23 protein-coding genes are annotated in these 22,176 nt (G+C 68.1%); 13 read left to right on the forward strand and 10 right to left on the reverse strand.

Features of this window, described 5'->3' with window-relative positions:
- Positions 1–3: 3 nt before the first annotated feature.
- Positions 4–1,650, reverse strand: coding sequence for an ABC transporter permease (locus ACXN5S_RS06390; protein WP_458604569.1), 1,647 nt, complete (start codon positions 1,648–1,650; stop codon positions 4–6).
- 113 nt (positions 1,651–1,763) lie between these two features.
- Here ACXN5S_RS06390 and ACXN5S_RS06395 point away from each other — a divergent pair, with 113 nt between their 5' ends.
- Positions 1,764–2,636: a hypothetical protein gene (locus ACXN5S_RS06395; RefSeq protein WP_458604570.1), complete on the forward strand. Its 873-nt coding sequence runs from the start codon at positions 1,764–1,766 to the stop codon at positions 2,634–2,636.
- Between the two features lie 147 nt (positions 2,637–2,783).
- Here the strand turns inward: ACXN5S_RS06395 and ACXN5S_RS06400 are convergent, their stop codons facing one another.
- Positions 2,784–3,077 (reverse strand): DUF2312 domain-containing protein, encoded by a 294-nt coding sequence (locus tag ACXN5S_RS06400; RefSeq protein WP_458604571.1) that lies wholly within the window; start codon positions 3,075–3,077, stop codon positions 2,784–2,786.
- 158 nt (positions 3,078–3,235) lie between these two features.
- On the opposite strand from ACXN5S_RS06400, the gene ACXN5S_RS06405 reads away from it, so the two are divergent.
- Positions 3,236–3,451 (forward strand): hypothetical protein, encoded by a 216-nt coding sequence (locus ACXN5S_RS06405; RefSeq protein ID WP_458604572.1) that lies wholly within the window; start codon positions 3,236–3,238, stop codon positions 3,449–3,451.
- A 5-nt stretch (positions 3,452–3,456) separates the two neighbouring features.
- Here the strand turns inward: ACXN5S_RS06405 and ACXN5S_RS06410 are convergent, their stop codons facing one another.
- Complete coding sequence (locus ACXN5S_RS06410) at positions 3,457–3,789, reverse strand: ArsR/SmtB family transcription factor (protein ID WP_458604573.1); 333 nt, start codon at positions 3,787–3,789, stop codon at positions 3,457–3,459.
- A gap of 126 nt (positions 3,790–3,915) precedes the next feature.
- Here ACXN5S_RS06410 and ACXN5S_RS06415 point away from each other — a divergent pair, with 126 nt between their 5' ends.
- Entirely contained in the window at positions 3,916–4,329 is a 414-nt protein-coding gene (locus tag ACXN5S_RS06415) for a protein tyrosine phosphatase family protein (RefSeq protein ID WP_458604574.1), read from the forward strand.
- Positions 4,330–4,331: 2 nt separating this feature from the next.
- Here ACXN5S_RS06415 and ACXN5S_RS06420 read toward each other — a convergent pair whose 3' ends face one another.
- From ACXN5S_RS06420 to ACXN5S_RS06440, 5 genes are all read right to left on the reverse strand, one after another.
- Positions 4,332–5,444 (reverse strand): FliM/FliN family flagellar motor switch protein, encoded by a 1,113-nt coding sequence (locus tag ACXN5S_RS06420; RefSeq protein WP_458604575.1) that lies wholly within the window; start codon positions 5,442–5,444, stop codon positions 4,332–4,334.
- A gap of 182 nt (positions 5,445–5,626) precedes the next feature.
- On the reverse strand, positions 5,627–8,305 hold the full coding sequence (locus ACXN5S_RS06425) for an ATP-binding protein (RefSeq protein ID WP_458604576.1): 2,679 nt from the start codon (positions 8,303–8,305) through the stop codon (positions 5,627–5,629).
- Positions 8,305–8,565, reverse strand: a complete 261-nt coding sequence (locus ACXN5S_RS06430) for a hypothetical protein (RefSeq protein ID WP_458604577.1) — start codon at positions 8,563–8,565, stop codon at positions 8,305–8,307. The genes ACXN5S_RS06425 and ACXN5S_RS06430 overlap by 1 nt, the downstream gene beginning before the upstream one ends.
- Before the next feature lie 3 nt (positions 8,566–8,568).
- Positions 8,569–8,937, reverse strand: a complete 369-nt coding sequence (locus tag ACXN5S_RS06435; RefSeq protein WP_458604578.1) for a response regulator transcription factor — start codon at positions 8,935–8,937, stop codon at positions 8,569–8,571.
- 298 nt (positions 8,938–9,235) lie between these two features.
- Positions 9,236–10,519 carry a short-chain fatty acyl-CoA regulator family protein gene (locus tag ACXN5S_RS06440; protein ID WP_458604579.1) on the reverse strand — a complete coding sequence of 428 codons (1,284 nt, stop codon included), beginning with the start codon at positions 10,517–10,519 and terminating at the stop codon, positions 9,236–9,238.
- A gap of 235 nt (positions 10,520–10,754) precedes the next feature.
- Here ACXN5S_RS06440 and ACXN5S_RS06445 point away from each other — a divergent pair, with 235 nt between their 5' ends.
- The 7 genes from ACXN5S_RS06445 to ACXN5S_RS06475 all read left to right on the forward strand — a co-directional run bounded on the left by ACXN5S_RS06445 (position 10,755) and on the right by ACXN5S_RS06475 (position 18,483).
- Positions 10,755–12,101 carry a substrate-binding protein gene (locus ACXN5S_RS06445; RefSeq protein WP_458604580.1) on the forward strand — a complete coding sequence of 449 codons (1,347 nt, stop codon included), beginning with the start codon at positions 10,755–10,757 and terminating at the stop codon, positions 12,099–12,101.
- 96 nt (positions 12,102–12,197) lie between these two features.
- Positions 12,198–13,229, forward strand: coding sequence for a branched-chain amino acid ABC transporter permease (locus ACXN5S_RS06450; protein WP_458604581.1), 1,032 nt, complete (start codon positions 12,198–12,200; stop codon positions 13,227–13,229).
- 3 nt (positions 13,230–13,232) lie between these two features.
- Complete coding sequence (locus tag ACXN5S_RS06455; RefSeq protein ID WP_458604582.1) at positions 13,233–14,426, forward strand: branched-chain amino acid ABC transporter permease; 1,194 nt, start codon at positions 13,233–13,235, stop codon at positions 14,424–14,426.
- A 9-nt stretch (positions 14,427–14,435) separates the two neighbouring features.
- Positions 14,436–15,194 (forward strand): ABC transporter ATP-binding protein, encoded by a 759-nt coding sequence (locus ACXN5S_RS06460; RefSeq protein ID WP_163891938.1) that lies wholly within the window; start codon positions 14,436–14,438, stop codon positions 15,192–15,194.
- Positions 15,195–15,204: 10 nt separating this feature from the next.
- The gene (locus tag ACXN5S_RS06465; RefSeq protein WP_458604583.1) at positions 15,205–15,978 is read left to right on the forward strand and encodes an ABC transporter ATP-binding protein; all 774 of its coding nucleotides are present in this window, start codon (positions 15,205–15,207) and stop codon (positions 15,976–15,978) included.
- Between the two features lie 14 nt (positions 15,979–15,992).
- Positions 15,993–17,960, forward strand: a complete 1,968-nt coding sequence (acs, locus tag ACXN5S_RS06470) for an acetate--CoA ligase (protein ID WP_458604584.1) — start codon at positions 15,993–15,995, stop codon at positions 17,958–17,960.
- Between the two features lie 94 nt (positions 17,961–18,054).
- Positions 18,055–18,483, forward strand: a complete 429-nt coding sequence (locus ACXN5S_RS06475; RefSeq protein ID WP_458604585.1) for a GNAT family N-acetyltransferase — start codon at positions 18,055–18,057, stop codon at positions 18,481–18,483.
- Between the two features lie 13 nt (positions 18,484–18,496).
- On the opposite strand, the gene ACXN5S_RS06480 is transcribed toward ACXN5S_RS06475, so the two are convergent.
- Both ACXN5S_RS06480 and ACXN5S_RS06485 read right to left on the reverse strand, forming a co-directional pair.
- Positions 18,497–18,856 carry a DUF6768 family protein gene (locus tag ACXN5S_RS06480; protein ID WP_458604586.1) on the reverse strand — a complete coding sequence of 120 codons (360 nt, stop codon included), beginning with the start codon at positions 18,854–18,856 and terminating at the stop codon, positions 18,497–18,499.
- The gene (locus ACXN5S_RS06485; RefSeq protein WP_458604587.1) at positions 18,843–19,430 is read right to left on the reverse strand and encodes an RNA polymerase sigma factor; all 588 of its coding nucleotides are present in this window, start codon (positions 19,428–19,430) and stop codon (positions 18,843–18,845) included. Before ACXN5S_RS06485 ends, ACXN5S_RS06480 begins: the two co-directional genes overlap by 14 nt.
- 165 nt (positions 19,431–19,595) lie before the next feature.
- Here ACXN5S_RS06485 and ACXN5S_RS06490 point away from each other — a divergent pair, with 165 nt between their 5' ends.
- From ACXN5S_RS06490 to accC, 3 genes are all read left to right on the forward strand, one after another.
- Complete coding sequence (locus ACXN5S_RS06490; RefSeq protein WP_458604588.1) at positions 19,596–20,126, forward strand: hypothetical protein; 531 nt, start codon at positions 19,596–19,598, stop codon at positions 20,124–20,126.
- Positions 20,127–20,269: 143 nt separating this feature from the next.
- Positions 20,270–20,773, forward strand: coding sequence for an acetyl-CoA carboxylase biotin carboxyl carrier protein (gene accB / locus ACXN5S_RS06495; protein ID WP_458604589.1), 504 nt, complete (start codon positions 20,270–20,272; stop codon positions 20,771–20,773).
- 10 nt (positions 20,774–20,783) lie between these two features.
- Positions 20,784–22,136 (forward strand): acetyl-CoA carboxylase biotin carboxylase subunit, encoded by a 1,353-nt coding sequence (accC, locus tag ACXN5S_RS06500; RefSeq protein ID WP_458604590.1) that lies wholly within the window; start codon positions 20,784–20,786, stop codon positions 22,134–22,136.
- Positions 22,137–22,176: the final 40 nt, after the last annotated feature.

Raw genomic sequence — 22,176 nt, forward strand, 5'->3', positions numbered from 1 at the left:
CTCTCACGCCCGCTGGGCCCGCGCCAGCAGCGCCACCGCCACCAGCCCCACCGCTGTCAGGATCAGCCCCGGCGGCGCGGCGCCCGCGATGTCTTCGAGGCTGGCCTTGGCGTGGGCGCGGGTCGCGAGCGTATCGTAGGAGAACGGGCGCAGCAGCAGCGTCGCCGGCAGCTCCTTGACGCAATCGACGAAGACCAGCAGCAGCGCCGAGCCCATCGAGGCGCGGATCAGCGGCATGTGCACCGCCCGCAGCACCTGGCCCTTGCTGCGCCCCAGCGAACGGGCCGCCATGGGCAGCGAGGGGGGCACCCGGCCGAGGGCAGCGTCGGCGGCGCCTTGGGCGATGGCGAAGAAACGCACGCAATAGGCGAAAACCAGCGCCGCCGCCGAGCCGGTGAAGAGCAGGCCCGGGTCTGTCCCGGTCAGGGCCAGCCAGCGGTCGGCCAGCCAATTGTCGAACCCGGCGAGCGGGAAGAGGATGCCGAGCGCCAGCACGGCGCCGGGCGCAGCATAGCCGATCGCTGTCACCGGCAGCAGCAGCACCGGCAGCCGCCGGCCCGACAGGCGCGCGGCGTAGACGATGAACAGCCCCGCCGTCACGGTGATCACCGCCGCCAGCCCGCCCGTCGCCAGCGAATGCCAGAGCGCCTCCAGCAGGCCCGGTGATAGCCAGAGCGCCGAGCCCAGGGCGTGCGAGAGCAACACGCCGACCGGTAGCACGAAGCCGGCCAGTACCGGCACCAAGCACAGTGCCCCCGCCCCCCAGCCGCGCCAGCCAGTGAGCGGCTCGGGCTCGACCGGGCGCAGGGCGCGCGCGGCGCCAAAGCTGCGGGCGCGGGCGCGGCTGAGCTTCTCCAGCGTCACCAGCAGCACGATCAGCGCGAGCACCAAGGTGGCGATCTGCGCGGCGCCGCCGAGGTTCCCAGCCTGCAGCCAGACCGAGAAGATGCCCGTGGTCAGCGTCTGCACCGCGAAGTAATCGACGGTGCCGAAATCGTTGACGACTTCCATCCCCACCACGGCCACCCCCGCGGCGATGGCCGGACGTGCCAGCGGCAGGCCGACGCGGATGAACCTCCCCCAGGCCTTCACGCCGAGGGCGCGGGCGACCTCGTAGCCGGCGCCCGATTGCTCGCGAAAGGCGGCGCGGGCGAGGATGTAGACATAAGGGTAAAGCGCCGCGCTCAGCACCAGGATTGCCGCACCCCGGGTGCGCACCTGCGGGAACCAGTAATCCTGCGGGCTCGCCCAGCCGAAGACCGCCCGCAGGCCGCGCTGTACCGGCCCGGCATATTCCAGAAAATCCACCAGCGCATAGGCGCCCAGATAAGCCGGCACCGCCAGCGGCATCAGCAGCGCCCATTGCAGCCAGCGCCGCCCCGGAAAGCGGTAGAGCGTCACCAGCCAGGCCGCGCCGGTGCCCGCCGCCGCCGTCAGTGCGCCGACGCCGGCCAGCAGCACCAGCGTGTTGCCCATGTAGCGCGGCAGCGTGGTCGAGAGCAGATGCGGCCAGATATTCTCGGCCGGATGCGCCGCGAGCCAGAGCACCGACACGACGGGGCCGAGCACCAAGGCGGCGATCAGCGCCGCGCCCGGTGTCCAGAGATCCCATCGCCGGCGTGGCGGGGCGGCGGTAGACGCGTGCGACATGGGCCCAGCCGCTAGCCGAAACCGGTTTGCCTGTAAAGAAAGCGCCCCCTATGATCGCGCGGCCCGGCCCCGCGCCTCAGGCGCGATCACGTTTCTCCGGGGTAGAGTTCGCCATGCATATCGTCTTTCACATCGGCGCCCATTGCACCGACAACGAGCGCCTTCTGCGCTGCCTTCTGCGCGATGCCTCGATGCTGGCCGAACACAATGTCGCCGTGCCGGGCCAGGGCCGCTACCGCAAGCTCTTCCGCGACACGCTCGAAGGCCTGGGCGAGTCGCGCGCCAAGGAGGGCACGCGCGATCTGCTGCTCGATGCCGTGCTCGACGGGCGCATCACCGAGCGGGTGATCCTGTCGAACCCGTCCTTCCTCTGCGCGCCGAACAGGGTGTTCGAGGATGGCGCGCTCTATGCCGCGGCCGGCACGCGCGCCACCGCGCTCGGCCAGATCTTCGAGGAAGACGAGATCGAGATCTTCCTGGCCCTGCGCAATCCAGCAAGCTTCATTCCAGACGTCTATGCGCAGACCAGCAACATGGCCTTCCTCGATTTCATGGGCGGCACCGATCCGCGACAGGTGCGCTGGTCCGATCTGGTCGGCCGCCTGCATAAGGCCCTGCCCGGCGCGAAGCTCGTCGTCTGGGCCAACGAGGATACGCCGCTGATCTGGGGTGACATCCTGCGCCGCATGGCCGCCCTGCCAGAGGCGGAGTTCGCCGGGGAATTCGACTTGGTCGAGTCAATCATCTCGCCAGAAGGCATGGCGCGGCTGACCACCTACCTCACCCAGCGCGGCATCAAGGGCGCCGCCCAGCGCCGCCGCGTGATCGCCGCCTTCCTCGACAAGTTCGCGGTCGAGGACGAGGTCGTCGAAGAGGTCGATCTGCCGGGCATGGACGCCGCCCTCGTCGCCGAGCTGACAGAAGCCTACGAGGCCGATTGCGAGGCGATCGCCAAGATGGACGGCGTGGAGTGGCTCGCGCCCTAAGGCTCTCTCGCCGCGCCCCTCCCTTCGGGCGCGCCCCCCAGCCTTCGACTTCCCAATATCCTCGGGGGGGCTGCCAACGGCAGCGGGGGGCAGACAGCCCCCCTCCTCCATCAGCCTGCTTTCACAGGCCCCAAAGGGCCCGCGGCCTCACATCCCCAGCGCAGCCTTGTAGAGCTCCAGCACCGCCTCTTCCTCTGCGATGTCGTCGCTGTCACGCTTGCGCAGCGCGATGATCTTGCGGAGCACCTTGGTGTCGTAGCCGCGGCCCTTGGCCTCGGCCATGATCTCTTTCTGGCCGTCGGCGATATCCTTCTTCTCGGATTCCAGCCGTTCGTAGCGCTCGACGAAGGCGCGCAGCTCGGCGCCGGCGACACCGCCTTGCGACGAGGTGACCGGCGAGGCGGCAGGGGCGTCTGCGGTGGCGGGGGCATCGTCTTGCATGGCTCGCGAACTCCTTGGCGCGGATCGGGGCCTCTGACTAGCCGCGCGGCGGGATTGCCGCAAGGGGCCGGTCGGGGCAGGCCGGCGCCGGGCGCGGGCTTGCGCGGTGGGGCCGGCTTGGGCTAGGCGCGGCACGTCTGCCAAGGGAAAGGTGAGCCATGGCCATACTCGTCTGGATCGGCGCCGCGCTGGCCGTGCTCGGCCTCGCCGGCATCCTTTACAGCCTCGTGCGCGCGCTGGGTGCGCGGCGGGCCAAGCTGGATGACGAAGCTCTCCGCGCCCGGCTGAAGCCGCTGGTGCCGATCAACCTTGGCGCCTTCTTCCTGTCGTTCCTCGGTCTCTGCCTGGTGGTCGTGGGCGTGATCCTGGCCTGAGCCCTCTACTCGGCCGGCGGGCAGAACTGGTCGTAGATCGCTGCCAGGATCGGCTGCAGACGCGCATCGCTCAAACGATAGCGAATGGTGCGCCCGTCGCGGGAGGTGGCGACCAGCCCCTCGGCCCGCAGCCGCGCCAGCTGTCCTGAGACATAGGATTGGCTGGCGCCCAGTGCCGCCTCCAGCTCGCCGACAGAGCGCTCACCCTGCACCATTTCGCAAAGGAGGAGCAGCCGCGCCGGGTTGGCAAGCATCTTCATCACCTCGGCCGCCTCGGTGGCGGCACGGGCCATGGCCTCTGGGTCTATGGCCGGCGATTGGGCGGCAGGCGGCGACATGTCAAATGTCGTAGTGGGAAGCATCCGCTGCGGCAAGGCGACTGTACCGCGTCGGCGGCCAATCGCCCCTGCTGCGCCCGAATGTCGCTGGACAGGCGGGCAGCCGGCGCGCTATTTCATCGCTCCATGGACATGCGCCCCCTGACAGACAGCCACGCCGTCGCTCCGCAGATCATGCCGGAGGACATGGACACGCTTGCAGCCGAGGGAGTCACCCGGGTCATCTGCAACCGCCCCGACGAAGAAAACCCGCCAGAGCTGCAAAGCGCGGCGATGCGCGCGGCGGCTGAAGCGGCGGGCCTGAGCTTTCATTACCTGCCCGCCACCCGGCAGACGATCAACGCCGATATGGCCGCCGAGCAGGCGGCGCTCATCGAGGGTGCTGAGGGCAAGTCGCTGGCCTATTGCGCCTCGGGCACCCGCAGCTCGATGATCTGGTCGCTCGGCCAGGCGGGCCGGATGTCTGCCGACGACATCATCGAGGCCACGAGCCGCGCAGGCTACGATCTGTCGCCCATGCGCCCGGTGCTCGGCGGCTGAGCCTAGCCCTCCTCTTCGTCTGACGTCTCATTCGCCCCGCCGGCAAGGTTCAGAGGCGCTGCCGGAAAGCCGCCGCCAAGGGGCGGCAATCCAGGCGCCGGCGTGAAGGCGAGCGCCGTCTGGTCTTGCTCCTCGGCCTCCGGCTCGGCTGGCGAATCCCCTGCCCCGCCAAACCCGCCCAGTCCCGGCATGCTCACCCCGGATGGCTCCTCTTCCGGCGCATCGCCCAGGGCTAGACCCATGCCACCGCCCGCCGCCATGGGCATCCCGCCGCCAGCCAGCGACAGGCCGGCGGGCGCCGCGCCCATGCCGCCGCCCGCGCCGCCGATCGGGACTTCCTGCATCTCCTCCTCCGCCCGCTCCTCGATCCGCACCGCGCGCAGGCCAGAAGCCTGGCCAAGGCGGCCATGCGCCTGCACCTGGCCGTTCGCACATTCGAGCCGGACGGAGCGCACGGTCACGCCCGGCAGTGGCAGCACCTGCCCCACCTCGAACGCCTCAATCCCCGCATAGGGCAGCTCGAAGCGGTGCAGCACGGCGGTGAGCGTGGCGGGGGCAGAGAGGACGGCGCTGCGCAACGTGGCGTTCCACCCGTCCTCCGCCTGCCCGTCCTCCGCCTGCGACGGCCCATCGGCGGGCAGCATCAGGAACAGCGCGCCCTGCCGCCCTTCACCGCCAAGGTCGAGCGTCAGCCGGGCGAGGCGATAGAGCTCTTCGGGCAGAACGAGCCGGGCGGCATCGGCACCGCTGAGCCGGCGCAGGCAGCCCATGCCGTCTGCCCAGCCTTCCAGCTGCGTGCCGCCCGCCGTATCCACCAGGTCGCCGATCAGCGCATCGACGAGCGGCATGGCGAGCGCCGCGTCGGTGCTGGTGATCGGCCGCGGATCGGCCGGCTTGGCGCGCAGATTGCCTGTGGTCTGCAACTCGACAACGGCGGCCCGCAGCTCGCCATCGAGGCCCGCCAGCCCGCAGATCATCCCGTCTGCACCGCAAAGGCCGATGAGCAGCCAGTCCTCGCCCAGCGCCTGCAACGCCGGCTCAAGCTCCATCCGCTCTTCGCCAACGCCGAGCACCACGAGCTTGAGGTCCATCGCTGCTTCCGCCGCGCGCGCCATCGACAAACGCAGCACGCGCGCGGCCGATGGGGGAAATTCCCCCTTCGGTACCGCCCGGCGTTGTACAAGCCGGCGGAGCAATGGCACCTCGTCCGTCTGCGACATCCTGCCTGCGATCCTCGCGGGGCGACCCGCCCCTCGCTCTCAGGTGGTAAACAGCACGGCTTAAGGCGAGGTTGATGTCAGGCGGCCACTGCCTGGGCACGGACAGGCAGCGTAACCCGGAAGGCCGCGCCCCCCTGCCCCGGCAAATAGGCGATCTGCCCCCCGAGCCGCTCCATGATTTCACGGCAAATAGCGAGGCCGAGGCCCGCGCCGCCCGCGCGTGACTGGTCTGAGAGGCGCGAGAACTTTTCGAAGATCAGCTGGGCATGCTCGGGCGCGATGCCCGAGCCGTTGTCGATAAAGTCGACGATCAGCGCCTCGCCGGCGCGGCGCGTCTCGATTCGCAGCTCCGGCCGGGCGGCATCGCAATACTTGCGGGCGTTGGAGATAAGGTTGATGAACACCTGCGCCAGCCGGTCGTGATCGGTCGTCACCCGCATCTCCTCATCGCCCGGCCGGCGCAGCACCCGCAGGCCGTCGGCCCTCTGGCCCGCCGCGCCCATCGCCCGGTCGATGGTCTGGCGCAGCGTCGCGCGGGAGAGGTTGAGCACGACCTGCCCGTTCTCAAGCACCGACAGGTCGAGCAGATCGTCGAGCAGGCGCGTCAGCCGCATTGCCTCTTCCGAGATGATGGCGGCGTAGCGGCTCTGTACCTCTGGCCCGACGCCACCTTCGCGCAGAATCTCCGAGAACGAGCGGATCGAGGTCATCGGCGTGCGTAACTCATGGCTGATCTGGCCGAGGAAGGCATCCTTCTGGGCCGAAAGGCTGGTGAGCTTGGCATTGGCATCGCGCAAGGCGCGGGCGGTGCGTTCCAGCTCTTCGGACTTGGCCTCAAGCCGGGCGGAATATTCCATGATCTGTGCGGCCTCGTCGGCCACGGCCATCAGATCCTCGACCGAGACGGAGACGCCTTCCGTCATCTGCCCCATCATCGCATGAGCGGTAGCCGCCCCGACCGAGCCCGAGAGCTCGCGCTCGATGCCTTGGATGAATTCCGGCGTCACGTCCGGGAGATAACCCGCCTTGCCCTGCGCCGCCGCCGCGCCCTGAAAGATCGCCTGCGCCTCTGCCGGGCCCAGGATGCGCTGCGCCATGATGAGTAGGTCTTCCGCCTGCGCGCCGCTCTGCCGCCAAGTGGTGGCGCCCGCCGCATGCTCGAAGACGTTGACGAATTGCGCCCCCTGCAGCCGCTCGACGGGCGTGGGGAAGGTCAGCAGCGAGACCAGCAGAAAAAGGCCGGTGTTGAAGAGCATCGACCACAGCGTGCAATGCAGGATCGGGTCGATCCCCTCGATGCCGAACAGCGCTTGCGGCCGAAGCCAGCCGATGCCGAGCGGCCCCTCCTGCATGACGGAGATGGGGATGACGGCCCCCTCTCCAAGGCCCGGCAAGAACAGCGTCCAGAGCCAAAGCGCGAAGCCGGCGAGCAGGCCCGCGCCGGCGCCAATGCGCGTGGCGCCGCGCCAGAACAGGCCGCCGATCATCACGGGCAGCACCTGCGCCACCCCGGCGAAGGAGATCAGGCCGATGGCCGCCAGCGCCTCGCCCCCGCCGGAGAGGCGGTAGTAGACGAAACCCAGCGCCAGCAGCGCCGCGATGGAGAGCCGCCGCGCCGACAGCACCAGCGCCCGCACATCGCCCGACATGCTCGCCCCGCCCCGGCGAAATCGCAGCCAGAGCGGCAGGGCGATGTGGTTCGAGACCATCGTGGAGAGCGCAATGGTGGCCACGATGACCATCGAGGTGGCCGAGGAGAAGCCGCCAAGGAAGGAAAGCGTCGCCAGCAGATATTGCTCCTGCGCCAGCGGCACCGTCAGCACGAACATATCGGGGTTCGCCCCGGCAGGCAGCATGGCAAGGCCCGTCACCGCGATGGGCACGGTGAAGAGTGACATGGCGGCGAGATAGGCCGGGAAGGCCCAGGCGGCGGTGGCCAGATGGCGCTCGTCAGCATTCTCCACCACCAATACCTGAAACATGCGGGGCAATGTCAGGAAGGCCGCAGCAGAGAGGAAGGTGAGACCGATCCAGCGGCCATGATCCTGCTGCCAATGGGCGAGCGGCGAGGCGTCGATCGTCTCCAGCATCGGGCCAAGCCCGCCGCCGATGCCCCATACGACGAAGATGCCCAGCGCCATCAGCGCGCCGAGCTTCACGATGGCCTCCACCGCGATGGCCATGACGATGCCGTGGTGGCGCTCGTTGGCATCGAGATTGCGGGTGCCGAAGAGCACGGTGAAGAGCGCGAGGCCCGCGGCCGACCAGAAGGCGATGCCGGTCAGGTCAACCGCCTCGCCGCCGGCATTGTCGGCAAAGACGGCGAAGGAAAGCGTGATGCTCTGCAATTGCAGCGCGATGTAGGGCGTGACCCCCACCACGGCGAGCAGCGTCACCAGCACGGCGAGAGGCGCCGACTTGCCGAAGCGCGACGAAATGAGGTCGGCCACCGAGGTGATGCGCTGGCTGCGCCCGACGCGCACCAGTTTGCGCAGGATCAGCCACCAGCCGATCATCACGATGGTCGGGCCGAGGTAGATCGTCAGGTATTCCAGCCCCGAGCGCGCGGCGTAGCCGACGGCGCCGTAGAACGTCCATGCCGTGCAATAGATCGACAGAGATAGCGTGTAGACCAGCGGCGAGCGCAGCCATGAGCCACCGGCACGGTCGGCGCGGCGCTCGGCGGCGAAGGCGACGATGAAGAGGAAGGCGACATAGGCGATTGCGGCGGCGATGAGCGCGTTGAAGGGCGGCATCAGCCGGTGTCCCCCGCAGCCTCGCTCTCCTCGTCGCGGCTGAGGCGGCGCGAGAGGACGCCGGCCAGCACGATAAGGATCGCCCAGATGGTGAAGATGTAGATCAGCCCGGCGGCGGTGCCGGCCTCGTCATCGCGCCAGAGCAGCGGCAGGAAGAACAGCACCGTGCCCAACACTGGCAGCAGCCGCGCGGCATCCGACAACCGCCGGCGCCGGTAGGTCTCGCGCGCCAGAAAGACCGGGGCGGACGGGCGGGCCATGGCTCAGCCCCCCGCAAGCTCGCGGACATGGGCCAGGATCTCGGCATTCGAGAAGGGCTTGGTCATGAAATGCGTGGCGCCAAGGCGCATGGCCAGCTCGCGATCCTTCGTCTGGCCGCGGGCAGTGAGCATCATCACGGGCAGCGCCGAGGTGCCCTCGTCGGCCCGCAGGTCGCGCAGGATGTCGAAGCCGGAGCGGCCGGGGAGCATGACATCGAGGATGAGCAGGTCAGGCAGATGGGCGCGCACCCGCTCGGCGGCGGATTCCCCGTCGGAATGGGTATGCACCGTCCAGCCATCGCGGGTCAGGATGAAACTGATCGCCTCGATGATGTTCGGCTCGTCCTCGATGAGCAGGACGCGCTTGGCCATAGACTTTCCCCCCGCGCCGCCGCCTCCGTGGCAGCGCGTGGCGACTATTGCGGGCTTTGACGTGCAAGTCAAAGTGTCGCAGTCGGGAATGCCTTGCAGTTGGCGAAAGGGCCGCGCCCAACCCGTGGGTGGGCGGACACACCGCCAGTGCTGAGCGCTTTATCCCCGAGGCATCGGACGACGGGCGTGCTGCGGGCGACATCTCCATGCGCCCGCCCGTGGGTCGGGTCGGGCGCGGCCCGCGCTTGGTCAGCGCGGGCCCGATGGATGGAGAGGTTACTTTGAAAAGGTCGCCTGCTCACCGCTCCGCCGGCATGATCGAAGGCTCGCGCCGCGCCGGGCAGTCCTCCCGCGGGCAGATGCGGCACGCCGTGCCCACCGGTGCCGGCGCAGGCCCGCTCGCCGAGGCCGGGCGCACCAGCATGACGGAGGCGATGGCCGGCGGGGTGCCGAAGCCCGCCGGCCGCTCGGCCCCGGCGGCGGCATAGGCGGCGAAGACGCCACTGCGCTCCCCCGGCAGCGCCACCCGCGCAGCAAGCGGGCGGCCCGGCTGGCCGAGCGCCTGGTAGAGCGGCCACAGCGGGCAGCCGCCGGCGCGGGGCAGCGAGAAGCCCGGCAGCGGGCGCAGGCGGGTGAGCGCCCCCGCTGCGTCACAGATGGCGAGGCCGAAGGCCGGGTGCCCCTGCCCCGGCGGCAGGCTAGAGAGGCGGCGCAGCACCACCTCGGCCGGCGCACCGGTGGCGGCGGCCAGCGCCGCCGGGTCGTGCCCGTGCTCCTGCGCCAGCGGCCCGAAGCGCTCCAGCGGCAATTGCTCGGCGTCGGCCCGATAGCGCCGCGCCCAGGCCAGGGCCAGCGGGTGGGAGGCCGGCGAGAGGCCGGAGAGACCTTCTACCGCCTCCTCCTCGCTCGCGCCCTGCTCCAGCGGGGCGAGATGCTGGTCGACCGCCTCCAGTGCCGCCTCCAGCTCATCGAGCGGGGTGCGGATGGCGGCCTCACCAGGGCCCTCCAGATAGGTTGCCAGTGACCGGCTTTCTGCCGCGAGCCGCTGCGCATCCTCATAGACGTTGCGATGGAAGCGCGCCTGCCAGTCGGGGTCGAGCGGCTCCCCCGAGGCGAGGATCGACGCGGTGGAGCGGATGGCGGTGACCGCGCTGATCACCTCGTGCAGCGAGGCAGCGAGCGCGGGGTCATGCGTCAGCCGGTCGGTCAGGGCGCCGAGCTGCTCCTCCAGCCCGGTGATGCGGCTCGCCTGCGCGGCGATCAGCCTGGCCCAGCCGGGGAAGCGGCCCGTCAGATCCTCCGCCCGCCCCTGCTCTGCCCCAGCCTCGGGCAGTACGCGGGCGGCGGCGCGCAGGGCGCCCACCATCTCACCACCCGCCCCTTCGGCCAACAGCGCCGGGTCGCTGCCCAGCTCTCGTGCGAGGGTGTTGAGCAGCGCGCCGCCGATTCTGCGGCGGTTGTGTTCGATCAGGTTGAGGTAGGAGCCAGAGATGCCTGCTGCAGCGGCAAGCTCGGCCTGGCTGCGGCCCAGATCGAGCCGCCGCTGACGGATGCGTGAGCCTGTAAGCGCCGGTTTGGCCAACCCGGATTCCTGACGTGTTATCAGCGGCTTTCTGCGCCTGCGGGAAAAGTTATTTACAGCTTAACTCCGAGGCTTGTTCATGTCTTCACAAAAAAAGTCATTCTTTCTGAGGCCTTGTTGAGAAATTTTCGGCATCGGCCAGTATGTGCGCAGCACTGAGTACAGTGCGCCCGCTGCTGCGGGGGCGAGGAGGCCCCTGCGGACATGGCTCATGCCAAGGGAGGAGAGACCACCCATGACAACACGCAACTTCACGCGACGCGGCGTGATGAAATCGACCGCCGTGACGGCTGGCGGACTGGCGCTTCCGACGATCTTCACCGGCTCGTCCGCGGCCGCCTTCACCAATGAGCCCACCGGCTCCACCGTCACGCTCGGCTTCAACGTGCCGCAGACCGGCGCCTATGCCGAAGAGGGCCTCGACGAGCTGCGCGCTCAGCAACTCGCTGTCGAGCACCTCAACGGCGAAGGCGACGGCGGCATGCTGAACACCTTCTCCAGCAAGGCGCTGGACGGCACCGGCATTCTCGGCAAGCGCGTCGAGTTCGTCACCGGCGACACGCAAACCAAGTCGGACGTCGCCCGCGCCACCGCGCAGTCGATGATCCAGAAGGACGGAGCCGTGATGATCAACGGCGGCTCCTCCTCGGGCGTCGCCATCGCCGTGCAGGGCCTCTGCCAGGAGGCCGGCGTGATCTTCATGGCGGGTCTCACCCACTCCAATGACACGACCGGCAAGGACAAGAAGCGCAATGGCTTCCGCCACTTCTTCAACGGCTACATGTCCGGTGCCGCGCTGGGCCCGGTGCTGAGCCAGGCCTATGGCAATGAGCGCCGCGCCTATCACCTGACCGCCGACTACACCTGGGGCTGGACCCAGGAGGAATCGATGATCGCCGCCACCGAGGCCCTCGGCTGGGAGACGGTCGAGACGGTGCTGACCCCGGTCGGCGCGGGGGACTTCTCGTCCTACATCGCGCCGGTGATGAACTCCGGCGCCGACGTGCTGATCCTCAACCACTATGGCGGGGACATGGTGAACTCGCTGACGCAAGCCGTGCAGTTCGGCCTGCGGGATCGCCAGGTCAACGGCAACAACTTCGAGATCATCGTGCCGCTCTACTCCGAGCTGATGGCCGCCGGTGCCGGCGAGGCGATCAAGGGCGTCTACGGCTCGATGAACTGGAACTGGCAGCTCGGCGATGAGGGCACCGCCGCCTTCACCCGCTCGTTCGGCGAAAAGTACGGCTTCCCGCCGTCCGGCTCGGCGCACACCTGCTACGTGCAGACGCTGCTCTATGCCGATGCCGTCACCCGGGCCGGCTCGTTCAACCCCTGCGCCGTGGTCGAGGCCCTCGAAGGCTTCGAGTTCGACGGCATGGGCAACGGGCCGACGCTCTACCGCGCCGAAGATCACCAGTGCTTCAAGGACGTGCTGGTCATGAAGGGCGCCGAGAACCCGACGACCCCGTTCGACAACCTCGAGATCGTCGAGGTCACCCCCGTCGAGCAGGTCATGTACGAGCCCGATCACCCGATGTTCGCCGGCGGCGACCTCGGGGAGTGCAACCCGGGCGAGTGATGTCGCGGAACGCGGGGGCGGCATCGCGCCGTCCCCGCGGCAACGCAGGTTGGCTGCCCCGGCAAGAGGGCGGCCGCGCCATATGAGGCGGGGGACATGGACGCAATCATCCTTCAGATCCTGAACGGGCTGGACAAGGGCTCGGCCTATGCGCTGATCGCGCTGGGGCTGACGCTGATCTTCGGCACGCTCGGCGTCGTCAACTTCGCGCATGGCGCGCTCTTCATGATCGGCGCCTTCTGCGCCGTCACGGTGCAGCGCCTCATGCAGCTCTCCCACACCGAGATCGACGAGAGCCGGACCGACTTCCTCGGCAACCCGCTGCAGGTCGAGGTGCCCTACCTCGAAACCTGGCTGGGGCCGGAGCTCGGGCAGGCGCTGATCTCATGGTCGGTGCCGCTGGCCATCCTCCTCGCCATCCCGGTGATGATGCTGATCGGCTGGATCATGGAGCGCGGGCTCATCCAGCACTTCTACAAGCGCCCCCATGCCGACCAGATCCTCGTGACCTTCGGCCTCGCCATCGTGCTGCAGGAGGTGATCCGCCAGTTCTACGGCGCCAACCCGATCCCCACCCCGGCGCCCGATGCGCTGCGCGGGTCGGTCGATTTCGGCGTCTGGCTCGGCTTCGGGCCGGGGGTGATCTTCTACCCTGTCTGGCGGTTCGTCTATTTCCTCTTCTCGCTGCTCATCATCGGCGGGGTCTTCGCCTTCCTGCAGTTCACCACCTTCGGCATGGTCGTCCGCGCCGGCATGGCGGACCGGGAGACGGTGGGCCTCCTCGGCATCGACATCGACAAGCGCTTCACGCTGATGTTCGGCATCGCCGCCGCCGTCGCGGGGCTGGCGGGCGTGATGTACACGCCGATCCTCTCCCCCAATTATCACATGGGGATGGACTTCCTCGTCCTCTCCTTCGTCGTGGTCGTCGTCGGCGGCATGGGCAGCCTGCCCGGCGCGGTGCTGTCGGGGTTCCTGCTCGGCATCGTGCAGAGCTTCGCCTCGATGAACGAGGTCAAGGCGATCCTGCCGGGCATCGACCAGATCATCATCTACCTCGTCGCCATCATCATCCTGCTGACAAGGCCCCGGGGCCTGCTCGGCCGGCGCGGCGTGATGGAGGAGTAAGACATGCTGGGTATAGGCAAGCGCGATACCACCATCCTGCTCGTCGTCGCCTTCATGGCGATGGCGGCCCCGATCATCCTCAACCCCTTCCCGGCGAACAGCGCCATGGCGCAGTTCAACGCCGGCTACCCCGACCTGATGCAGCGGTTCGTGATCTTCGGGATCTTCGCCATCGGCTTCAACATCCTGTTCGGGCTGACGGGTTACCTCTCCTTCGGGCACGCCGCCTTCCTCGGCGCCGGCAGCTACGCCGCCGTCTGGATGTTCAAGCTGCTGAGCTTCAATGTCATCCCGGCGGTGCTGCTCTCCATCGTCGTGGCCGCGCTCTTCTCGGTGCTGATCGGCTTCATCTCGCTCAGGCGCTCAGGCATCTACTTCTCGATCCTGACGCTCGCCTTCGCGCAGATGAGCTACAACCTCGCCTATTCGGTGCTGACGCCGCTGACCAACGGCGAGACGGGCCTGCAGGTCTACACCTCAGACCCGCAATACCTGCGCAGCGAGGGTGATCCGATCGTCACCCACCTCTTCGGGCTGGAGATGCGCGCCAAGGAGACGCTGGAGCTGGGGCCCTGGGCCTTCGACTTCTCGGTCGGCTACTACTTCTGCGCCATCCTGATGCTGATCTCCTTCTACATCTCGATCCGCATCTTCCGCTCGCCCTTCGGGCTGATGCTGCGGGCGGTGAAGAGCAACAACCACCGGCTCAGCTACACCGGCCTCAACTCGCGCCCCTATGCGCTGACGGCCTTCATCATCTCCGGCGCCTATGCCGGGCTCGCCGGCGGCCTCCTGGCGGCGATGGACCCGCTGGCCGGCGCCGAGCGGATGCAGTGGACGGCGAGCGGAGAGGTGGTGCTGATGACCATCCTCGGCGGTGCCGGCACGCTGATCGGGCCGGTGCTGGGTGCGGGCTTCATCAAGTATTGCGAGAACATCTTCTCGAAGATCAACGAGAACGTCCTGCACTCCTGGTTCGCCGCCCTGCCCGACGGGCTGGAGACGGGCCTCGTCTGGGTCGCCTCGAAGTTCGTCGGCGAAGGCTGGCACCTGACGCTGGGCCTGATGTTCATGCTCGTCGTCATCTTCCTGCCCGGTGGTCTCGTGGAGGGCGGCCAGCGCATCGGCCGCGCCCTCCGCCGCCGCCGCGGGCAGGACGAGCCCGGCCGCAGCGCCGCCAAAGAACCCGCGGAATAGGAGCGAGGCATGGGCATTCTCGAAGTCAAAGGCGTCAACAAGAACTTCGGCGGCCTCAAGGCGCTGCAGGACGTCAACCTCTCCGTGCAGGAGGGTACAGTCCACGCCATCATCGGGCCGAACGGCGCGGGCAAGTCGACGCTGCTCAACGTGCTCGTCGGCAAGCTGCGGCCCGACACCGGCTCCGTCATGTTCGACGGCAAGTCGGTGCTGGGGAGGAAACCCCATGAGATCAACCAGATGGGCATCTCCCGCGTCTTCCAGACGCCGGAGATCTTCACCGACCTCTCGGTGCTGGAGAACGTGCTGATCCCCTGCTTCGCCCGCCGCGACGGCGCCTTCCGGATGCATGCCTTCGAGAGCGTCGCCCACGAGGGCACGATCAACGAGGAGGCGGAGCAGATCCTCGCGGACGTCAACATGGCCGACAAGCGCAACCTCCACGCCGGCTCGCTCAGCCGGGGGGACAAGCGGCGGCTGGAGATGGCGATGTGCCTCGTCCAGCAGCCCAAGCTCCTCCTCCTCGACGAGCCGACGGCCGGCATGGCGCGGGCGGATACCAACAACACCATCGATCTGCTGAAAGAGATCAAGGAAACGCGCCCGATCACCATGGCGATCATCGAGCACGACATGCACGTCGTCTTCTCCCTCGCCGAGCGCATCACCGTGCTCGCGCAGGGCACGCCGCTGGTCGAGGACACGCCCGAGAACATCAAGGGCCATCCCAAGGTGCGCGAAGCGTATCTCGGCGAAGCACAGGTGTGAGGAACAACACATGACCCACGTCGAGCATCTCAAGGGCCCCGAGCCCTTCGACAAGAGCCGCAACATGGCCGCGACGGCGCCGAAGTTCCTCTCCGTCTGGGATATCCAGGCCTATTACGGCGAGAGCTACATCGTGCAGGGGGTGTCCTTCGACATCCACGAGGGCGAGATCCTCGCCCTCCTCGGCCGCAACGGCGCCGGCAAGACGTCGACGCTGCGCACCATCGCCCGGCTCGGCAACCCGAGCCTGAAGCACGGCGAGATCTGGCTCGACCACGAGCCCCTGCACAAGATGCGGGCGCATCAGGCCGCGCAAAAGGGCATCGCGCTGGTGCCGGAGGACAGGCGCATCATTTCCGGCCTGACGGTGGAGGAGAACCTCAAGCTCGCGCAGATCGCACCGCCCATCGGCTGGTCGCTGGAGCGCATTTACGAACTCTTCCCACGCCTCGGCGAGCGCCGCAGCCAGGAGGGTGTCACCCTCTCGGGCGGCGAGCAGCAGATGCTGGCCATCGCCCGGGCTTTGGCGCGCGATATCAAGGTGTTGCTCCTCGATGAACCCTACGAGGGCCTCGCCCCCGTGATCGTGCAGGAAATCGCGAAAACGCTGGAGCTGATCCGCGATCAGGGCATTACCACGATCATCGTCGAGCAGAACGCCATCGCCGCCTTGAAGCTCGCCGACCGCGCGGTGATCCTTGACACCGGGCAGGTGGTGTTCGACGGATCGGCGCAGGACGTGCTGGATGACGAGGGCCTGAGGGCCCAGTATCTGGCCATCTGATACGGGAGGACAACATGGCAGACGGTGACAAGGTGGCGGGCAGGACCTTCGCCCCCTCGGCGGAGATGACGGCCGGCGCGCATGTCGACAAGGCCCGCTACGACGAGATGTACGCGGCCTCGGTGAACGACCCCGAGGCGTTCTGGGGCGAGCACGGCAAGCGGCTCGACTGGATCGAGCCCTACACCAAGGTGAAGAACACCAACTTCGACTTCGGCAATGTCTCGATCAAATGGTACGAAGACGGCGTTCTCAACGTCGCCGCCAATTGCATCGACCGCCATCTGGAGACGCGGGCCGACCAGACCGCGATCATCTTCGAGCCCGACGAGCCGGACGGCGAGGTGCAGCACATCTCCTACCGGGAGCTGCACGAGAAAGTCTGCCGTTTCGCCAATGTCCTGCTCAGTCAGGGCGTGATGCGTGGCGACCGGGTGATCATCTACCTGCCGATGATCCCCGAGGCGGCCTATGCCATGCTCGCCTGCGCGCGGATCGGCGCCATCCATTCCGTCGTCTTCGCGGGCTTCTCGCCGGACGCGCTCGCCAACCGGATCAACGATTGCGGCGCCAAGCTCGTGATCACAGCCGACACGGCGCCCCGCGGCGGCAAGAAGACGGCGCTGAAGTCGAACACCGACGCCGCCCTGCTGCACTGCTCCGACAAGGTGCGCTGCCTCGTCGTCAAGCACACCGGCGACCAGACCACCTGGATCGACGGGCGCGATGTCGACGTTAAAGCAATGATGGAGACGGTGGCCCCCGATTGCCCCGCCCGCCCGATGAACGCGGAGGACCCGCTGTTCATCCTCTATACCTCCGGCTCCACCGGCAAACCCAAGGGCGTGGTGCATTCCTCCGGCGGCTACCTCGTCTATGCCGCGATGACGCAGCAATACACCTTCGACTACCACGACGGAGACGTCTTCTGGTGCGGCGCCGATGTCGGCTGGGTCACCGGGCACACCTACATCCTCTACGGCCCCCTCGCGAACGGCGCGACGACGCTGATGTTCGAGGGCGTGCCCACCTACCCCGATGCCAGCCGCTTCTGGCAGATCATCGAGAAGCACAAGGTCACCCAGTTCTACACCGCCCCCACCGCCATCCGCGCGCTGATGGGCCAGGGCCCGAAGTTCGTGGAAGGCTCCGACCTCTCCTCGCTCAAAGTGCTGGGCACCGTCGGCGAGCCCATCAACCCAGAGGCCTGGGCCTGGTACAACACCCATGTCGGCAAGGGGAACCTGCCCATCGTCGACACCTGGTGGCAGACGGAAACCGGGGGTCACATGATCACCCCCCTGCCCGGCGCCACGCCCACCAAGCCCGGCTCGGCCACCCTGCCCTTTTTCGGCGTGCAGCCCGTGGTGCTGGAGGCAGAGAGCGGCAAGGTGGTGGAGGGCAACCCCGCCGAGGGCGTGCTCGCCATCAAGGATAGCTGGCCCGGCCAGATGCGCACCGTCTGGGGCGACCACGAGCGTTTCGAGTCGACCTACTTCCAGCAGTACAAGGGCTATTATTTTTCGGGCGACGGCTGCCGCCGCGACGAGGATGGCTACTATTGGATCACCGGCCGCGTCGATGACGTCATCAACGTCTCGGGCCACCGCATGGGCACGGCAGAGGTGGAAAGCGCGCTTGTGGCCCACCAGAAGGTCGCCGAGGCCGCCGTGGTTGGATATCCCCATGAAATCAAGGGACAGGGCATCTATGCTTATGTGACCCTGATGAACGATGTCGAGCCGTCGGACGAGCTGCGCCGCGAGCTTGAGGCCTGGGTGCGCACCGAGATCGGGCCGATCGCCAAGCCCGATCTGCTGCAATGGGCACCTGGGCTTCCCAAGACACGCTCGGGAAAGATCATGCGCCGCATCTTGCGCAAGATTGCCGAAAACGATTACGGCTCTTTGGGAGACACGTCGACACTGGCCGACCCCTCTGTGGTGGACGACCTGATCGACAACAGGATGAACCGGGGCTAACGCCTCGGCTCATGACGCCGGTCGCCTCCTCGGCCGGCCCTCCCCGCCGCTGCCGGTTCGCCGGTAGCGGCGGCCCAAGTTCAAGGCCTCTCCCATGATCGACATCCGCCGCACCACCCTTCCCGGTGGCGCAGACCCCGCTGCGCCCGTGATGCGCATCCTCGAAGCGCTCGACAGCCATGCCGCTGCCAAAGGCATCTCGTTCGACAGCGAAGAGGTCGTGTTCGAGGCCTGGGATGGCGAGGATTGGGCCGGCGGGCTGAATGCCAGCTACGGCAAGGCCTGGGTGTTCGTGAAGCTACTGGCCGTGGCCGATGGCCGCCGCGGCAAGGGCGTGGGGCAGAAGCTCATGGCCGCGATGGAGGAAGAGGCTCGCTCGCGCGGCCTGACCGGCATCTGGCTCGATACCTTCACCTTCCAGGCGCCGGGCTTCTACCAGCGCGAGGGCTATGAAGAGGCCGGGCGCATCCCGGAGTATTTCGAGGGCCACGCGCGGCATTTCTTCTTCAAGCGGCTGGGCTGAGCGGCGGCCCTCCTCACTCCTTGCGGGCGAGCAGCAGCTCCAGCTTGCGCAGCTCGCGGATCACCCGGTCAGCCTGGATCTGCGGCATGAGCGAGAGTTTCAGCTGCAGCGCCATCAGCCACAGCACCGTGCCCGACAGGCCCCATCTGAGCGCCGCCAGCCCGTCCTCCGCCTGAAAGAAGCGGAAGGCGCAAACCGCGCCGGCCACGAACATCACGGTTTGCACCACCAGCAGAACCCAGGTCACCCAGCCGATCGGGCTGCGAAACAGACCGAAAGCGAGCGTGAACCAGCCCGCCTCTTCGGTCTCGCGCAGGAGCTGACGGTCTTCGCCCTCCAGCGCCTCGCGGATCAGATCGTCAATCTTCGACATCGTCTTGCTCCTTCTGCTGCGGCTCCAGCAGCACGCGCATCTTGGCGCGCGCATGCATCAGCCGCGTCTTGATCGTGCCCAACGGCACATCCATCGCCGCCGCGACATCCGCGACGGTCAGATCCTCCAGGTAGAACAGCGCCATCGTCGCCCGGTGCTCGGGCGGCAGCGCCTGCAGCGCCAGGCGCACGCGGGCGGCATCGCTGGCGCCCTCGCCCGCAACGCCGCTGTCGATGGCCGGCAGCGCCAGCGCCTGGGCCGACGCCTCTGACGCCACGGCCCGGCGGCGTTGGCGACCCGCGATGATTCGGCCAACCCGCCGGCCCGTGATGCGAAGCGCGAATGGCAGGAATGCCGCATCGTCGCGCAGGGCCGGCAGGGCGCGCAGGATCTCGGCCCAGGCGTCCTGTACGGCATCGCGCGCCTCTTCTCGCTCGCCCAGCAGCCGGGCGGCATGTGCCATCAGGCGGGGTGACCAGAGCCGGACCAGCCGGTCCATCGCCGCCCTGTCGCCCGTGCGCGCGGCGGCCACGAGATAGGCACTCAGCGCCCGTTCCTGATCCGTCGTCGCCATCGGCTTGCACTCTCCTTTCGACAAAGGTGCAGGCAGGGGCAGCTCCGGTTCAATCGCCTAAGGGGTCGTTAACCATTGCGGCAGAATCGCCGCACGCCTTAACGGCTCGTTCATGCTCGCGGCGCCAAGCTCTCTCCATGGACACTCCAGCGAAAGGAGGCCCCCATGGACCTGTCCGCTTTACAGGGCGTGCCGCCGCAGGGTGGCCAATCGGCGCCCCAGCCGATCGCCGATCTGCGCCCCACCGCCGATGCTGCCGTCATCGCCAAAGGCGCCCCGCAGCCGCTGCCGATCGTCGCCGCCCCGCCTGCTGCCACCACCGTGCCCGCCACGACAGAGGCCGGCGCCGTCGCCCGTGCCCGCCTGGAAGGGTTGGAGACGGCCCGCCCGGTCGAAGCGCCGGAGCGGGTGCTCAAGCCCTTCGGCATCTCGATGCTGCCCGATGCCGAGGCCCGTCAGCGCGCCGCCGCCGCCAAGGCAGAGGCCGAAGCGCAGGCCGAGCGCAGCGCCGACAAGGCCGATGCCCGCGCAGAGGCCGCAGAAGCGCGCCTGAGCGTCGCCCGCCAGGAACGCGCCGATGCCTCGGAAGAGGCTGCTGCCGCCCGCGCCGGCGCCCGAGAGGTGGCTGCCACACCAGAGGAGGACCTCGCTTTCGAGAGCACCCCGCCGCCAGAGGATGAAAGCGGCGACGCCTAGCAAGCTTCCGCCGCCGCTCTTCCCGCCGCGCCAGGGCAGGAATGCCCTGCTTTCCACCCTAATCCTGATGGCGTATACACCAGTCGAACCCTGGGGCAGGCGCCACCGGGGGAACAGGCAGTAAGCAACGCCGCGAGGGATTTATGAGCGACAATGACCGGCACGAAGGTGATGTGGATTTTATCCGCTCCCTGGCAGAGCTTCTGCGCGCCAACGACCTGACCGAACTGCAGGTCAAGCGCGACTATGGCGAGAATGACAGCCTGAACGTCCGGGTCTCTCGCCATATGCAGGTTGCCCCGCCGCCGGCCGCAGCTGCCGCCCCGCCGGCCCCCGCTGCCGCGCCCATGACAACCGCTCAACCGGGCCCCAGCGCCGCCGCGCAAAGCGCCGAGGACGATGTGTCGAACCACCCCGGCGTCGTCAGCTCGCCGATGGTCGGCACGGCCTATATGCAGGGCGAGCCCGGCGCCGCGCCCTTCGTCTCTGTCGGCGCGCAGGTGAAGGAGGGCGACACCGTCCTCATCATCGAAGCCATGAAGACGATGAACAACATCCCGGCCCCCCGCTCGGGCAAGGTCACGCGTATCCTCGTCGAAGACGGCTCGCCCGTCGAATACGGCGCCCCCCTGATGATCATCGAATAAGGCTCACCCCATGTTCGACAAGATCCTCATTGCCAACCGCGGCGAGATCGCGCTGCGTGTGGTGCGGGCGGCGCGCGAGATGGGCATCCGCTCCGTCGCCGTGCATTCCACCGCCGATGCCGACGCGATGCATGTGCGCATGGCCGACGAGGCCATCTGCATCGGCCCGCCGCCCTCTTCCGCCAGCTACCTCTCTTTCCCGGCGATCCTGTCGGCCTGCGAGGTGACGGGGGCGCAGGCGATCCACCCCGGCTACGGCTTCCTCAGCGAGAACGCCGCCTTCGTGCAGGCGGTCGAGGATCACGGCCTCACCTTCATCGGCCCCAAGGCGGAGCATATCCGCATCATGGGCGACAAGATCACCGCGAAAGACACGATGAAGGCCCTCGGCGTGCCCTGCGTGCCCGGCTCTGATGGCGGCGTGCCCACAGCGGTTGATGCCGCGCGCATCGCCGGCGAGATCGGCTACCCGGTCATCATCAAGGCCACCGCCGGCGGCGGCGGACGCGGCATGAAGGTCGCCAATAACGCCAGCGAGATCGAGCGGGCCTTCCAGAACGCCCGGTCAGAGGCGAAGGCCGCCTTCGGCAACGACGAAGTCTATATCGAGAAGTACCTTACCACGCCGCGCCATATCGAGATTCAGGTCTTCGGCGATGGCAAGGGCAAGGCCGTGCACCTTGGCGAGCGCGACTGCTCGCTGCAGCGCCGCCACCAGAAGGTACTGGAAGAGGCCCCCGGCCCCGCCATCACCGAAGAGCAGCGCGCCCGCATCGGCAAGGTCTGCGCCGATGCCGTGGCGAAGATCGGCTATTCCGGCGCGGGCACGATCGAGTTTCTCTTCGAGAACGACGAGTTCTACTTCATCGAGATGAACACCCGCCTGCAGGTCGAGCATCCGGTGACCGAGGCGATCTTCGGCGTTGACCTCGTGCGCGAGCAGATCCGCGTCGCTGCCGGCGAAGCGATGAGCTTCACGCAGGACGATCTGGCCATCCGCGGCCATGCCATCGAGGTGCGCATCAACGCTGAGAAGGTGCCGAGCTTCTCGCCCTGCCCCGGCCAGATCACGCAGTACCACGCACCCGGCGGGCTGGGCGTGCGGATGGATAGCGCGCTCTACGACGGCTACCGCATCCCGCCCTATTACGATTCGCTCATCGCCAAGCTCATCGTGCATGGCCGCGACCGCCCCGAGGCGCTGGCGCGGCTGGGCCGGGCGCTGGGTGAGCTGATCGTTGACGGTGTCGATACCACGGTGCCGCTGTTCCATGCCCTCCTGGAGAATGAAGACATCCAGACGGGCAATTATTCGATCCATTGGCTCGAGAAGTGGCTGGCAGAGGCGCTCCAATCCGCCTGAGTGCCGAACGGCTGCTCGGCGCCTATGCGGCCGGCATCTT

The sequence above is a fragment of the Pseudoroseicyclus sp. H15 genome, assembly GCF_054353345.1.